12 protein-coding genes are annotated in these 13,226 nt (G+C 65.2%); 6 read left to right on the forward strand and 6 right to left on the reverse strand.

Annotated features, from left to right (window positions below; translation table 11 throughout):
- Nucleotides 1-17: 17 nt before the first annotated feature.
- A complete protein-coding gene (locus NLM31_RS37180; RefSeq protein WP_254195461.1) occupies nt 18-497 on the reverse strand; it encodes a hypothetical protein in 480 nt (159 codons plus the stop codon).
- Nucleotides 498-647: 150 nt separating this feature from the next.
- On the reverse strand, nt 648-1,004 hold the full coding sequence (locus tag NLM31_RS37185) for a hypothetical protein (protein ID WP_254195462.1): 357 nt from the start codon (nt 1,002-1,004) through the stop codon (nt 648-650).
- A 435-nt stretch (nt 1,005-1,439) separates the two neighbouring features.
- On the opposite strand from NLM31_RS37185, the gene NLM31_RS43130 reads away from it, so the two are divergent.
- Both NLM31_RS43130 and NLM31_RS37190 read left to right on the forward strand, forming a co-directional pair.
- Entirely contained in the window at nt 1,440-1,574 is a 135-nt protein-coding gene (locus NLM31_RS43130) for a hypothetical protein (RefSeq protein WP_256561963.1), read from the forward strand.
- 75 nt (nt 1,575-1,649) lie between these two features.
- Complete coding sequence (locus NLM31_RS37190; protein WP_254134126.1) at nt 1,650-3,194, forward strand: heme peroxidase family protein; 1,545 nt, start codon at nt 1,650-1,652, stop codon at nt 3,192-3,194.
- 548 nt (nt 3,195-3,742) lie between these two features.
- Here NLM31_RS37190 and NLM31_RS37200 read toward each other — a convergent pair.
- Both NLM31_RS37200 and NLM31_RS37205 read right to left on the reverse strand, forming a co-directional pair.
- Complete coding sequence (locus NLM31_RS37200; RefSeq protein WP_254195463.1) at nt 3,743-4,261, reverse strand: hypothetical protein; 519 nt, start codon at nt 4,259-4,261, stop codon at nt 3,743-3,745.
- Between the two features lie 227 nt (nt 4,262-4,488).
- Nucleotides 4,489-6,036: an acetolactate synthase large subunit gene (locus tag NLM31_RS37205; protein WP_254195464.1), complete on the reverse strand. Its 1,548-nt coding sequence runs from the start codon at nt 6,034-6,036 to the stop codon at nt 4,489-4,491.
- Between the two features lie 366 nt (nt 6,037-6,402).
- On the opposite strand from NLM31_RS37205, the gene NLM31_RS37210 reads away from it, so the two are divergent.
- Nucleotides 6,403-6,981: a L,D-transpeptidase gene (locus NLM31_RS37210; RefSeq protein WP_254195465.1), complete on the forward strand. Its 579-nt coding sequence runs from the start codon at nt 6,403-6,405 to the stop codon at nt 6,979-6,981.
- Nucleotides 6,982-7,064: 83 nt separating this feature from the next.
- Nucleotides 7,065-7,871, forward strand: a complete 807-nt coding sequence (locus tag NLM31_RS37215) for a DUF2927 domain-containing protein (RefSeq protein ID WP_375167522.1) — start codon at nt 7,065-7,067, stop codon at nt 7,869-7,871.
- 44 nt (nt 7,872-7,915) lie between these two features.
- On the opposite strand, the gene NLM31_RS37220 is transcribed toward NLM31_RS37215, so the two are convergent.
- A complete protein-coding gene (locus tag NLM31_RS37220; RefSeq protein WP_254195467.1) occupies nt 7,916-9,043 on the reverse strand; it encodes a threonine synthase in 1,128 nt (375 codons plus the stop codon).
- 47 nt (nt 9,044-9,090) lie between these two features.
- Nucleotides 9,091-11,025: a tetratricopeptide repeat protein gene (locus tag NLM31_RS37225; protein ID WP_254195468.1), complete on the reverse strand. Its 1,935-nt coding sequence runs from the start codon at nt 11,023-11,025 to the stop codon at nt 9,091-9,093.
- A 168-nt stretch (nt 11,026-11,193) separates the two neighbouring features.
- On the opposite strand from NLM31_RS37225, the gene NLM31_RS37230 reads away from it, so the two are divergent.
- Together NLM31_RS37230 and NLM31_RS37235 are read left to right on the forward strand one after the other, a co-directional pair.
- Entirely contained in the window at nt 11,194-11,706 is a 513-nt protein-coding gene (locus tag NLM31_RS37230; protein WP_254195469.1) for a sigma factor-like helix-turn-helix DNA-binding protein, read from the forward strand.
- A 263-nt stretch (nt 11,707-11,969) separates the two neighbouring features.
- Nucleotides 11,970-13,226: a GTP cyclohydrolase II gene (locus NLM31_RS37235; RefSeq protein WP_254134135.1), complete on the forward strand. Its 1,257-nt coding sequence runs from the start codon at nt 11,970-11,972 to the stop codon at nt 13,224-13,226.

The following is a 13,226-nucleotide window of genomic DNA, read 5'->3' on the forward strand; positions in this document are numbered from 1 at the left end:
CCAAATTCCGTCGATCCTTATATCTGAAGTTCGACGAAACGGCGCAGCTTGAAGACGAGGTCGGGCAGGGCCTGGCGGAACCGGGTCGCGTTCTGGAACGTGGTCGAGAACGGCGCGAAGGTGATCATCGCGTTCCAGTGCCGATAGCCGTAGACCGTCACCGAGACGCCGGTCGCCGGAAAATCCTCGATCTTGCGCAACTCGCCGAGCACGAGATCGGCAATCGCCTCCGCCGGCAGAAGCCGCTTGCCGTCCGGCGTCAGGGGCGGGCTGGGCGCAACCGGCTTCGGAGCCGCCACAGCCTGATCGGACGCATCCTGGAGCTTCGGAGATTCCGCTTCCGGAATCTGCGCCAGTTCCGCTGTCGGTGCGTTCGCCGGCGCGACCGGCATGAAGTCGGCAAGTGGCGGCGGGCTCGCGGCCTCTGCGCGCTTGTTGCCTCCCAGGATGCTGCTGATCATGGCCACAAGGCCAGCATCCTTCGCGTCGTCACTCATCACGGCTCCCCCCGGCTTGGCCCAGTCTAACACCGGAACCGCAGACCGCCACGGGGTCAGCCGATCAGATCATGCCATGCTCCTGCATGGCTCCCGCCCGGTTCCGCCGCGGCGCAAGACGGGGAGCCCGTCGCGCCGCGGGGCGATCGGTCACTGCTTCTCGAACGGAATATATTGCTGGTACTGCTTCGGCACGGAGCTGCGATAGCGCGCCGGGACGGTGCCGGTGTCGACCGAATGGTCGATCTCCTGCTGCCGCGTCATCTTCTTCTTCGCAGGCTTCTTCTCGGCACTCTTCTTCGCGCCGGCCGGGGCCGTCGCATTGTCGGTGGTCGCAGCCGGCGTGGAGGTTGCGGCCGGCGCAGTGGTCGCGGCAGGCGCCGTCGTTGTGGCCGCGGCGGCCGGCGGCGTGCCGCCTGAGGCGGGCGCGCTCTGCGCCAGCGCGAGCGGTGTCTGCATGATGAGCGCCAGTGCCGCAGTCGCAGCCAGCAAATATGATTTTTGCATCAGAACCTCCAAAATACCTGATCCCCAATAACGGAAGCGTAGTCCCGTGGGATCGACGCGTGCAAGTGAACCGAAGATAGGCGGGACCCCAGCTGCAAACTGTGGCCGAGATCACATGTCTCGCCAGGCGTTGTCTCACCAGGCTTTGGCCCACGACGGCTTGGCGCATCTTAGGCCCATGCCGAACGCCGCGCACGCGCCGATGTCAGGACGCGTACGACAATGTGTCGGGTGAGTCCCGGCGCGCGTCGGCGCATGCGAGGTTGTGCCATCAGCCTGCACAACTCGATCGCGCAAACCCGCGATGATTGAGGAGGCGGCGTGCGCACGCCGCTACAATTTTTACGCGAGCACGATGTTCGCTACGACGAATCGCGTTGCAGATTGGGTCGGCGAAGCTGACGTTGCTTCGCGTCGCGATTTTCGATGACGAGAATGTTATCCGGCGTCGATGCGGGAAAAATTTGCAAAGTGCATCCGCAGCTTGATCGCAACGATCGCGCACGGAACCGCATCGACATCACGCAATGTGTGAAGCAGCGCATTGCGACGCCAGATTCCGCGATCTAGCCTCACATGCAAATTATAATACAGACAACTTTAGCTTTAGTTGCTTGTCGTCGTAACTTTTCATGGAGGTACTTTATGAGCAGTCGTCACGCCATTACGCCGCGCGGCCTGAACGTCACCCGTTCGCCGCTGTCACAAGGCCGCTTCGGCCGCATGTTCCGCAATCTGACACCGGCGAAATTTGGCCCGACCGAGGCCGACAATGTCGCAAATCTCTCGGCGCTCGCCGACAACATGGTCGGCGATTTCGACCCGCCCAAAGACGGCCCCGATGCCGAGGAGAGCGGAATTCCCTCGCTCTACACTTATTTCGGCCAGTTCATCGATCACGACATCACCTTCGATCCCGTGAGTTCGCTGACCAAGCAGCAGGATCCGGACGGGCTCATCGACTTCCGCACCCCCTCGTTCGACATGGACAATGTCTACGGACGCGGGCCGAACGACCAGCCCTACATGTACGACAGCAGCGGCAAGTTCCTGCTCGGTGAAACCCTGACCGGCACCGGCGTATCCAACGCCAGCGACCTGCCGCGCTTCAAGGGCCGCGCCTTGATCGGCGATCCCCGCAACGACGAGAACAGCATCGTCTCGCAGTTTCAGGGGCTGATGCTGCGCTTCCACAACCGCATGGTCGACGACAATGACGGCATCCCCTTCGAAACGATCCAGCAGCGCGTGCGCTTCCACTATCAATACGTCGTGCTGAACGACTTCCTGCCGCGCATCGTCAATGCCGGCGTGCTGAACGATCTCAGGACCGGCGGCCAATACGATCGCAGCCGGCTCGCCTTCTATCACTGGAAGACGTTCCCATACATGCCGGTCGAGTTTTCGGTGGCGGCCTACCGGCTCGGGCACTCGATGATCCGGCCCGGCTATCGGCTGAACGACGCCGACAACATGCTGCTGCAGATCTTCCCCGATCCCAACAATCCCGACACCAACGCGCTGACCGGCTTCCGCGCGATGGGTCCGGGACGCGCCATCGACTGGGGACGGTTCATCGACATCGACACGCGCGCCTATGGCGTCGAGGACGACAGCACCAACGCGGACAACAAGCGGCGCCTCCAGTTCGCCTATCGCATCGACACCTCGCTGGTCGATCCGCTGCGCAAGCTGCCGCCGGAGGTCGCCTCCAATCCGTCATCGCTGGCGCTTCGCAATCTCGAGCGCGGCTGGCGGCTCGGGCTGCCTTCGGGCCAGGCGGTTGCCAAGGCGATGCACCTGACGCCGCTAACCGACGAGCAGATCATCATCGGCCGCGCCGTCGACAACCCCGACCCGGCGGGCGATCCGCAAGTTCCGATCGCCTCGATCGCGAACGGCGTGTTCAAGGGCAATTGCCCGCTCTGGACCTACATCCTCGCGGAAGCGCGGCAGTTCCAGACCGCCGTCACGATCCCGGCCACCGGCGCGCCGGCGGGCGGCATCAACACGCCGCAGCTCGGGCCGGTCGGCGGTCGGATCGTCGCCGAAGTCTTCCTCGGCATGATGTTCGGCGACGCCTCCTCCGTGCTGTCACTGGACCCGAACTGGGCGCCGGTGACGGGTCCCGATTTCCGGCTGAAGGATATCGTGACCTACGCGCTGGGTGGTGGCGCTCCGCTGCACTGATCCGCTGACGATTGACGGACAAGGCCGCTCGCATCACGCGAGCGGCCTTTCCGCTCAAAGCGCGATGAAAACCAGGTTCGCAGGCGGTCCCTATCCCGGCGGGAAGACGCCTCAATAGCAGGGCGGATAGGGGGCGTATCCACAGGTCCTGCGGTAGCCATAGGCTCCGTAGGCTCCATAGGCCGCGGCTCCGGCCGCCGCCGCGCCATAGTAGGCTCGCCGATGCACCCGGCGATTGACGCCAGCGACGCTCATCGGTGTGAGCGGCCGCCCAACTCTCGCTTGCGCACTGTCGAGGGATACGGATAGCACCGTCGCCGGCGAGTAACCGGGCGACAACGGAACGACCGCAAAAAGCGCGGCCGCCGCCATCAATCCAAGAAGTCTGGCATTTCGTGTCATGTTGCTCTCCCTGTTAGGCGATGGTCGAACATGACGTGACACGACGCCTTGCGTCGCTCCGTTGATATGAATCAATGGGAACCCATAACGGGGCCGAGGTCGCCGCCCGGCTCCAGGACCGGCGCTGACGCTCCCAAGTCCACGCCCTAATGCGCTGACCCGAGGCCGCTCTCCCTCAGCCGCTCCGCGAACCAGAGCGACTGAGGCTGATCGAGGAGGCCGCCGACATAGACCTCGGACATCGTCACGTTGTGCTTGTCCAGCACCAGCAGCACGCCGATCCAATAGGCGAACCAGACATGCGCGTCGGTCATCGCCATCAGCTTGTGCTGGTCGTGCTCGAGCGAGGTGTGATTGCTCGCCTTGCGGATCTCGACGGTGAGCAGATTGTTCGGGATCTCGCGCTGGTGCACGACAACGTCGGGGTAGATCGACTTGCCGAGATGATCGTCGGTCGAGATGATGGTGCCGTGCGGCAGACGCAGCGTGCGCTCGCCGAGCCGATCGTAATTGCAGTCGACCGCCCAGCCCGAGAACTGGCGCTCGAGATAGACGGCGAAGCGATGCGTGATCGCACGCTCGCCGAGATCCTTCTCGAACAAAAATCCTTCCTGGGCATAGAAGTCGCGGAGCGCCGCGATCACCTTGTTCAGCTCGGTCTGCATCGTGCCTCGCGACCTACCACGCGCACTCCGTTGCGCCGCTATCAAACCCTCATGGTGAGGAGCGCGGAACGCGCCACACCATCAGTGTCGTCCCGGCGAAGGCCGGGACCCATACCGCGAGGTCAAACGAGTGCACACGGTTGTGCGTACCGGACCCCTAATCTTCGCCAAACGTCTCCCTGGGGTTATGGGTCCCGGCTTTCGCCGGGACGACGTGAGGAGAGAGCCTACATCAGCACTTCGATCAGCCGCGGCCCCGGCTCGGCGACGGCTTCGGCCAGCGCCTTGTTGAACTCCTCGGCATTGGCGACGGCGCGGCCGGGCACGCCCATGCCCTTCGCCAGCGCGACGAAATCGAGCGTCGGGCGGTCGAGCCTGAGCATGTCGTTGGCGCGCTGGCCGGGTTCGCCGGCGCCGACATTGTCGAACTCGCCGCGCAGGATCTGGTAGATGCGGTTGGCGAAGACGATGGTGACGATGTTGAGGTTCTCGCGGGCCTGCGTCCACAGCGACTGGATCGTGTACATGGCGCTGCCGTCGCCGACCATGGTGATGACCTTGCGGTCCGGACAGGCGATCGCGGCGCCGATCGACAGCGGCGTGGAGAAGCCGATTGAGCCGCCCATGTTCTGGAGCCAGTCGTGCGGCGCGGCCGCCGCGGTCGGCGGGAAGAAGCCGCGGCCGGTGGTGAGGGATTCGTCGACCATGATCGCGTTCTCGGGGATCGCGCACGCGATCGCCTGCGCGATCGTGGCGAAGGTGAGCGCGCCGGTCGGCTTGACCAGCTCAGCCGGGGCGTGCGGCTTGACGTCCTTCGCGCTCGCCTTCACGGCGCCGGCCAGCGCTTCGAGCGCCGCGACCGAATTCTCGCCCCAGGAGGTCATGCGATGGACGTCGCAGCCCTCCGGCTTGAGCATGCTCGGCTTGTTCGGATAGGCGAAGAACGCCACGGGATCATCGGACTCGACCAGCACGATGTGACGGAATTTCGCCAGCATCGGCAGCGCGTTCTCGATGACGTAATGAATGCGGTCGATCGAATAGCGGCCGCGGCCGCGCGCCATTTTCGGGCGGAAGGTCGGGCCCATCACGGTGCAGCCGGTCTTGGCGGCAATGCGCTCGGCCAGTGCCAGGCCCTGCTCGCTCAGCGCGCTTCCCGTCATCAGCAGCAACGTGCCCTCGCCGTCGCCGTGCAAAATCCTGGCGGCCTGCTCGACCGCCTGCGGCGAGTAGCTGGCGCGCTGCTGCTCGGCCGGCACCTCGGCGATGCCGTCGGCCTCGTTCCAGGCGGTGTCGGCGGGCAGGATCAGCGTCGCGATCTGCCCCGGCGCGCTCTTGGCGGCGGCGATCGCGGCGGCGCCGTCGGCGGCAACCGATTTGGAGTTGGGCGAGGTCCGGACCCAGGACGACATCGGCCGGGCCAGACCCTCGATGTCGGAGGTCAGCGGCGCGTTGTAGTCGATGTGATAGACGGCATGCTGGCCGACGATGTTGACGATGCCGGAATTGGCCTTCTTGGCGTTGTGCAGATTGGCAAGGCCGTTGGCGAGGCCGGGGCCGAGATGCAGCAGGGTCGAGGCCGGCAGGCCCTTCATGCGGTAATAGCCGTCGGCCGCGCCGGTCACCACGCCCTCGAACAGGCCGAGCACGCAGCGCATGCCCGGGACGCGGTCGAGCGCCGCGACAAAATGCATCTCGGAGGTGCCCGGGTTGGTGAAGCAGACGTCCACCCCGCCCTTGACCATCGTCCGCACCAGGCTTTCCGCACCGTTCATTCTGTCTGCTCCCGCAACCGGCTATTTTTCAGTAATCCGTCCGGTCAATCATTGTTCGCGAGCCTCGTCAAAGCAATAGCCGGCATCGCGGCCCTGCCCCGCAGGGCGACCTGCCGGTTTGGCTAATGCCCCGTTCCGATCGAATCGCAACGGGGCACTAGATTCTTGTTTTGGCGGGTTTTCTTGATGCGAACCGGCATCCACGTCGCTTGATAACGTTCTGACGCTGTCCGGCGAATGGGCGTGGTTGCCGATTTGCTAACGCCGATCGCCGGGCATGGCCCTCTCACGGGGCCGTGGCTTGCGAAATGCGCGCAAATATGGCCTCTGGCTTCCGTTGAATCGATTTTTTTGCTGGGGGAAACAATGACCCGTTTTTTTGCCGCGCAGGTTACCGCAATGGCGCTCTTGCTCGCTGGCGCTGCCGACGCGTCCGCGGCCGGAATGATAGACTTCACGGGCACCAGCTCCACCGGCTTTCTCGGCGGCGGCGGCGCGAGCCCGATCCCCCGCACCACCGTCATGTACAACGGCAATTATGCCCCCGGCACGATCGTGGTGAACACGGCCGAGCGCCGGCTGTATCTGGTGCTCCAGAACGGCCAGGCGCTGCGCTACGGCATCGGTGTCGGCCGTGACGGCTTCCGCTGGGGCGGGGTGCACAAGATCACCGCCAAGAAGGAATGGCCGGAGTGGACGCCGCCGTCGCAGATGATCGCCCGCCGGCCGGACCTGCCGCGCCACATGAAGGGCGGCATCGAGAATCCGCTCGGCGCGCGCGCGATGTATCTGGGATCGACGCTCTACCGCATCCACGGCTCCAACGAGCCGGAGACGATCGGCCAGGCGGTGTCCTCCGGTTGCTTCCGCATGACCAATGACGACGTCACCGACCTCTACGGCCGCGTCGGGGTCGGCACCACCGTGGTGGTGCTCAACAACTGATCGGCCGGAACCGGCGGGGCGCGTGAATTTGCGGACTTGTGTGCGCCCCGCGAATACGGCAGCGTTGCGCGACGATGAGCGCAATGAACTCGGCCTCGCCTTGCCTCCGCATCGCCCTGGTGGCGCTCGCAACGCTGATCTGTGCACCTGACACCGCTACCATGGCGATCGCCGGCGAATTGCCCGCGATCGCCTCGCGCCAGCGCGCCGAGAAGAAGAGCTTCACCGACGCCGAGATCGTCGACGGCTTTCTGAAGACCGCCTTCGGCGCCGAATACCATCTCGCCGGCCGCGTCGACCGCATCCGCAAGTTCGACGCCCCGGTGCGCGTGTTCGCCGAGACCGACCGCGCCGACCGCAAGGCGCAGCTCGCAAAGGTCGTGGCCGACATCGGCACGCGCGTGCAGCATCTCGACATCGCCATGACCGCGACCGCCGAAGCGGCGAATGTCCGGGTGAAGCTGGTACGCGACCGCGACCTCTATCGCACCATCGCGAGCTTCTACGGCGCGGAGAAGGCGCGCGAGATCCGCACTTCGCTCGATCCGCAATGCCTGTCGGGGTTCCGCAAGAACGACAATTTCGAGATCGAGCATTCCGACGTCATCCTCACCGTCGACAATGGCGACTTCACCTTCCTCGACTGCGCCTATGAGGAGCTGCTGCAGTCGCTGGGTCCCATCAACGACACCGCGAGCGTGCCGTGGACGATGTTCAACGACAATGTGTCGATGGGGTATTTCGACATCTACGACCAGTACATCCTCAACCTGCTCTACGATCCCCGCATCAAGCCCGGCATGACCGTGCTGGAGGTGAGAGCGGTGCTGCCCGAGGTGCTCGCCGACGTGCGCGCGTGGGTGAAGCGGGTGAATGAGTTGAAGGAGTGAGGTCTTACCCTCCCCTGGAGGGGGAGGGTAAGCGCGGCTGCCCCTTACCCCACGAGATCCGCAACCGTGGTCGCGGCCTTCAGCCCGGTGCCGGTGAGGACTGCGACCGTGGTCTCGTTCGCCTTGATGGTCCCGGCGGCGGAGAGTTTCTCCAGCGCCGCGGCGGCGCTGGCGCTGGTGGGCTCGGCGAACAGGCCCTGCCGCGCCAGACGGCGCAGCGCGGTGACGATCTCGTCCTCGGTGAGCGCGACCGTGCCGCCGCCGCTCTCGCGCAGAGCAGCGATGATCTCGCGCAGCCGCAGCGGAGACTTGATCGCGGTGCCTTCGGCGATGGTCTTGTTGACCTCGCGCGCCACGGGCGTATCCACGCCGGCCTTGAAGCTCGCATCGATCGGCGAGCAGTTGAGCGGTTGCGCGGCGAACAGGCGCGGCAGTTTTGCAATCTGCCCCGCCTTCAACAGCTCGCGGAAGCCGAAGGCGCAACCGAGCAGGCTGCTGCCGGCACCGACGGGAACGATGACGTTGTCGGGCGCGCGAAAGCCGAGATCTTCCCAGATCTCATAGGCGAACGATTTCGTGCCTTCGAGAAAGAACGGCTGCCAATTGTGGCTGGCATAGAAGGTCTGGCTCGACTGCCGGATGGCTTCGGCCTCCGACTCCTCGCGCGGGCCCTCGACGAGCTGCACCTCGGCGCCATAGGCGCGCACCTGCGCGATCTTGGCCGACGAGGTCGAGGCCGGCGCCAAAATCTTCACACGCATGCCGCCGGCGGCGCCAAGCCCCGCCATGGACGAGCCGCCATTGCCCGAAGAATCCTCCAGAATGGCGTTGACGCCGATCTGCCGAAGGAACGACAGCATCACCGCCGACCCCCGGTCCTTGAAGCTGCCGGTCGGGTTGAACCATTCGAGCTTGAAGAACGGCCGCAAATCGCCCCAGACCTGCTGCACCAGCGGCGTGCAGCCGACGCCGAGCGAAATCGGATCCTTGATCTCCACCGGCAGCGCCGCGCGGTAGCGCCACAGCGACCGCGTGCGGCCGTCGATGTCGTCGCGCGAGATCCCCGCGCCCTGCGTCACCAGCAGCGGCGTGCGCTCGTCCGAGCACCAGCGCGGCTCGTGAAACGGATAAAGCTTTCCATTGCGGGGATCGATGTAACTGGCGGCAGACATGACGCACTCCGAAAACGAGGCCGGAGCTGCAGGGTATGTCCGATTGTCTAGGTTTTGCCTAGTCCGATGCGGCGCATGAGCTCCGTGAACCGCGCATCGCTGCGGAGCGGATCGAAGGCGGGCCGCAGCAGGATCGAGGGATTGAAGCGGGCCTCATAGGCCTTCTCCAGCCAGCCGAGCGCGGCGTCGCGATCGCCGAGGCCTAGGTAGATGAGCGCGATGTTGGCCTGCGCCGACGGATAGGTCTCGCCGTGCGAGGCCATATCCGCGGCGATCCTGGCGGCGTCGTCCTTGCGGCCGGAAACGGCATAGGCGTAGGCGAGATTAGAATCGAACACGCTGCTGTGGCCCGAAATCTCGATCGCCTTGCGGAACTCCGCGATGGCCTCGTCGAAACTGCCTGTCAGCACCAGGGCCTGGCCGAGCTCGTAATGGCCGACGGCAAAGCCGGGATCGAGCTCCAGCGTCTTGCGGCTCTGTGCGACCGCGGCGTCGAAATCATGGTTGATGCAGAGCGCATCGGCGATGTCGGCGCCGATGATGAGGGAGAGCGGATCGAAGCTTTGCGCCTCCTTGAACTCTCGCAGCGCCTCGCTCGTCTTGCCCGTCAACAGCAGATGCCATGCGTACCAATGATGCGCCGTGGCGTAGCTGGGGTTGAGACGGATGGCGGCCTCGTATTCGGAAGCAGCGACATCCCAGTCCCAGCCGTAGAGATCGAGCGCAAAGGCGAGCGAGGTGTGGGCTTCGCCGAGTGTGCCGTCGAGCTCGAGCGCTTTGCTGGCCGCCGCCGTCGCCTTGGAGAACGCCTCCGTGGTCGACAGCACGCCGTACTCCCAATCGCCGGCGAGCGCATAGGCGTCCGCAAGGCCGGAATGCGCCTCGGCGTAGTTGCGGTCGACCTCGATGGCCTGGCGGAAATATCTGATGGCGGCGCGGAGGCCGTCGCCGGTGCGCTTGTTCAGGAAGTAGCGGCCCTTCAGGTAATTTTCGTAAGCCAGCGGATCGATGCTGCGCGGCTTGTCGAAAGCGGCGCGCTCGCCGTGGTTCAGCGTGGCGCGCACCTGCCCGGCCACGGCGCGGGCGACGCGAACCTGAAGCGTCAGCGCGTCGCGCACATCGCCCTCGTAACTGTCGGCCCAGACGCGGCTGTCGTCGGCGGCCTGAATCAGCTGGGCCGTGATCCGCACGCGCCCGTTCGCGCGCATCACGCTGCCTTCGATCACGGCGTCGACGTGGAGCTCGCGCGCGATGGTCGCGAGCGATTTGTGCGCGCCCTTGTAGGTCATCGCCGAGGTGCGCGAGATCACCCTGAGCGCATCGACCTTGCCGAGCTCCGTGATCAGCTCGCCGGTCATGCCGTCCGCGAAAAAATCCTGCGACGGATCTTCCGAGGTATCGACGAGCGGCAGCACCGCGAGCGAATGGATGGCTTGCGTTCCCTGATGCCTGGGCGAGAGCCACGCCAAAAGCGCCGCGGCCAGCAACAAGACCAGGCCGATCGAGGCGAACACGCCGTGACGGCGACCCATGACGGGCCGTACCGGAGGCGCCGTCTCCGGCGCGAGGACTGCCGCCGGCGGATCGGGTTCACGCGGCGCACTGCCATCGACGACGACGGTGACGTCGGCGAGAAAGCGATAGCCGCGGCGCGCCACGGTCTCGACGAAGCGCGGGCTCTCCGCGGAATCGCCGAGCGCCTCCCTGATCTTGCTGACGGCCTTGTTGAGCCCGTGATCGTAGTCGACCACCGTCTGCGGCCAGAGCAGCGTGCGCAGCTCCTCGCGCGTCACCACCTCGCCCGGCCGCTCCAAGAGCGCCGAGAGCAATTGAAACGGCTGCTCCTGCAAGCGCACCCGCCTGCCGTTCTTGACCAGCTCGCCGCTGCGCGGATCCGCCTCGAACGCGCCGAACTTCGTGCGCCTGCCGGGCTGTGCGGAGGCTGCCGCGGGTCTCTCGATCAATTCCGGTTCGAGCAGCATGGACATCTCATCGAGGCGTTGGGGAGGTGTCATCGGAAGCCGATGATTTCACAGGGCTTCCCGGGGGATTGCGATTCCAGCGAAAGACCACGCGCCGTCCATTGAGACCGGTTGCCGGGCCGGCGAAGAGAGCCGCGCACAACAACACGGGATCGCGCGGGGCTATCGATGCAGAACGGTGTCAATCCGGGACGGGACGGCATGCCTATGCTCGACTCGGCTTATAATTTTGCGCGCTTCCTGAGCGGCGACGCGGAAGCGGCCGAGCACATCGTGCAGGCGGCGTTTCTCCGGACCGATGTCGACGCGGGCGGGAGAGGCCGGACCCGGTTGTTGAGGGGCGTGCGGAATTGCTATCGGACATGGCTGACCACCCGGCGGCGACGCGATCGGCAAAGTGATGTATTCGCACACAAGCGGTTACCTGATGCGGTCGCCGCTTCCGTCCTCCGAACGGACGACCGTGCCGACAAAATTTCGGCCGCCGCCAAGTTCGATGCGGCGACAATTCGCTGCGCCATCGAGACCCTGCCGCGGCGCCTGCGCGAAATCCTGGTACTGCGCGAGATCGATTTGTTGTCCTACCGGGAAATCTCAGAGGTGACGTCGCTGCCGACAGGCGAGGTGATGTCGCGACTGGCCTGCGCGCGACGCAGGCTTGCGGGATTCGCGGGTCATTAATTCGAAAAATATAATTATATCAATATCTTAAATGGATGGCAGCCGGAGGCGAGTAGCCCAGCCGGTGCGCCCCACCATTCCGATCAGGCCAGACAGTCCCCATATAAAGGACGGATAAACCGCCCTGCCCGCCCCGCACGATTAACTTGTCTGTCGTGGCCGGCCGCTACAATATGTTGGATTGCGTCGCCGGCCTCTGCCGGCAACGCCGCAGAGCCAGGCCCGTCCGAGCGGCGGGCCGTTGGCTTTTTGGGAGTTTGGCCATGAGCCGCGCGAACCGTACTGAGCATATCCGCCTGACTTCTCATCCGGAGCCGGGCAAGAAGGCCGCTTACCCGATTCACTGGGGTGCCGCCGATGCACGTGCCCGCGGGCCGATCATCGGCACGGTGTCACGCGCCGGGGATCGCAACGTGATCGGCAGCCATGGCGGCTCCTACGCGATGTACCGCGCGCTCGCCGTCTCCGCCGGCGCGCTCGATCCGATCCGCCGTCCCGATCTCACCAACACGTTCCCGGCGGCGACCATCGGACCGTTCGAGCAATGGTGCGATCCCGCCAAGATCGTCGCGCTCGACCCCTGGGGTCATCTGGTCGCCGAGAATTTCGGCAAGGACATCGCCGAGGGCGTCGACATCCGCCCGAGCATCGCGGTGACGCGGGCGCGGCTCGACCTGCCCGAAATCCGCGAGGCGCTCGCGGCCAAGCGATTGCGTGCCGACGGCGAGGTCGTGCATGCCAATGGCAGCGTCTCGGTGGTGAAGATCGCAATCGATCCGGTCTGGTACCTGCCCGGCCTTGCCGAGCGCTTCCAGACCAACGAGACCGAGCTGCGCCGCACGCTGTTCGAGCAGACCGCCGGCATGTTCCCCGAACTCGTGACCCGGCCTGACCTGAAGGTGTTCCTGCCGCCGATCGGCGGCACCACGGTCTACATGTTCGGCGATGTGACGAAGCTGCCGGACCACCGCACCAAGATCACCTGCCGCGTCCATGACGAGTGCAACGGCTCCGATGTGTTCGGCTCCGATATCTGCACCTGCCGGCCCTATCTCATCCACGGCATCGAGGAATCCGCGCGCGGAGCGCAAGAGGGCGGGCTCGGGCTCGTCGTCTACAACCGCAAGGAAGGCCGCGCGCTCGGCGAGGTCACCAAGTTCCTGGTTTACAACGCGCGCAAGCGGCAGGAGGACGGCGACGCGGCCGCCGCCTATTTCGAGCGCACCGAGTGCGTCGCCGGCGTTCAGGACGCGCGCTTCCAGCAATTGATGCCGGATACGATCCACTGGCTCGGCCTGAAGCGCATCGACCGCTTCCTGTCGATGAGCGACATGAAGTACGACGCGCTGACCTCGCAAGGCATCGACATCGTCGAGCGTGTGCCGATCCCGCTGGAGCTGATTCCGGCCGACGCGCATGTCGAGATCGCCGCAAAGAAGGCCGCCGGCTATTACACGACCGACATTGCGCCCGAGAAGGACGTCAACGGCGTGGTCGGACGTTCGCTGGAAAAATACTGA

Origin of the sequence: Bradyrhizobium sp. CCGUVB4N (genome assembly GCF_024199945.1) — a bacterium.
GTDB lineage: Bacteria > Pseudomonadota > Alphaproteobacteria > Rhizobiales > Xanthobacteraceae > Bradyrhizobium.

What these genes read in the sequence shown, in the direction of transcription:
- NLM31_RS37200 (WP_254195463.1), bottom strand. Translation starts at nt 4,261, where the DNA reads ATGCAGACCGAGCTGAACAAGGTGATCGCGGCGCTCCGCGACTTCTAT.
- NLM31_RS37190 (WP_254134126.1), top strand. Translation starts at nt 1,650, where the DNA reads ATGAGCAGTCGTCACGCCATTACGCCGCGCGGCCTGAACGTCACCCGT.
- NLM31_RS37185 (WP_254195462.1), bottom strand. Translation starts at nt 1,004, where the DNA reads ATGCAAAAATCATATTTGCTGGCTGCGACTGCGGCACTGGCGCTCATC.
- NLM31_RS37210 (WP_254195465.1), top strand. Translation starts at nt 6,403, where the DNA reads ATGACCCGTTTTTTTGCCGCGCAGGTTACCGCAATGGCGCTCTTGCTC.
- NLM31_RS37225 (WP_254195468.1), bottom strand. Translation starts at nt 11,025, where the DNA reads ATGCTGCTCGAACCGGAATTGATCGAGAGACCCGCGGCAGCCTCCGCA.
- NLM31_RS37230 (WP_254195469.1), top strand. Translation starts at nt 11,194, where the DNA reads ATGCAGAACGGTGTCAATCCGGGACGGGACGGCATGCCTATGCTCGAC.
- NLM31_RS37205 (WP_254195464.1), bottom strand. Translation starts at nt 6,036, where the DNA reads ATGAACGGTGCGGAAAGCCTGGTGCGGACGATGGTCAAGGGCGGGGTG.
- NLM31_RS43130 (WP_256561963.1), top strand. Translation starts at nt 1,440, where the DNA reads ATGTTATCCGGCGTCGATGCGGGAAAAATTTGCAAAGTGCATCCGCAG.
- NLM31_RS37180 (WP_254195461.1), bottom strand. Translation starts at nt 497, where the DNA reads ATGAGTGACGACGCGAAGGATGCTGGCCTTGTGGCCATGATCAGCAGC.
- NLM31_RS37220 (WP_254195467.1), bottom strand. Translation starts at nt 9,043, where the DNA reads ATGTCTGCCGCCAGTTACATCGATCCCCGCAATGGAAAGCTTTATCCG.
- NLM31_RS37215 (WP_375167522.1), top strand. Translation starts at nt 7,065, where the DNA reads ATGAACTCGGCCTCGCCTTGCCTCCGCATCGCCCTGGTGGCGCTCGCA.
- NLM31_RS37235 (WP_254134135.1), top strand. Translation starts at nt 11,970, where the DNA reads ATGAGCCGCGCGAACCGTACTGAGCATATCCGCCTGACTTCTCATCCG.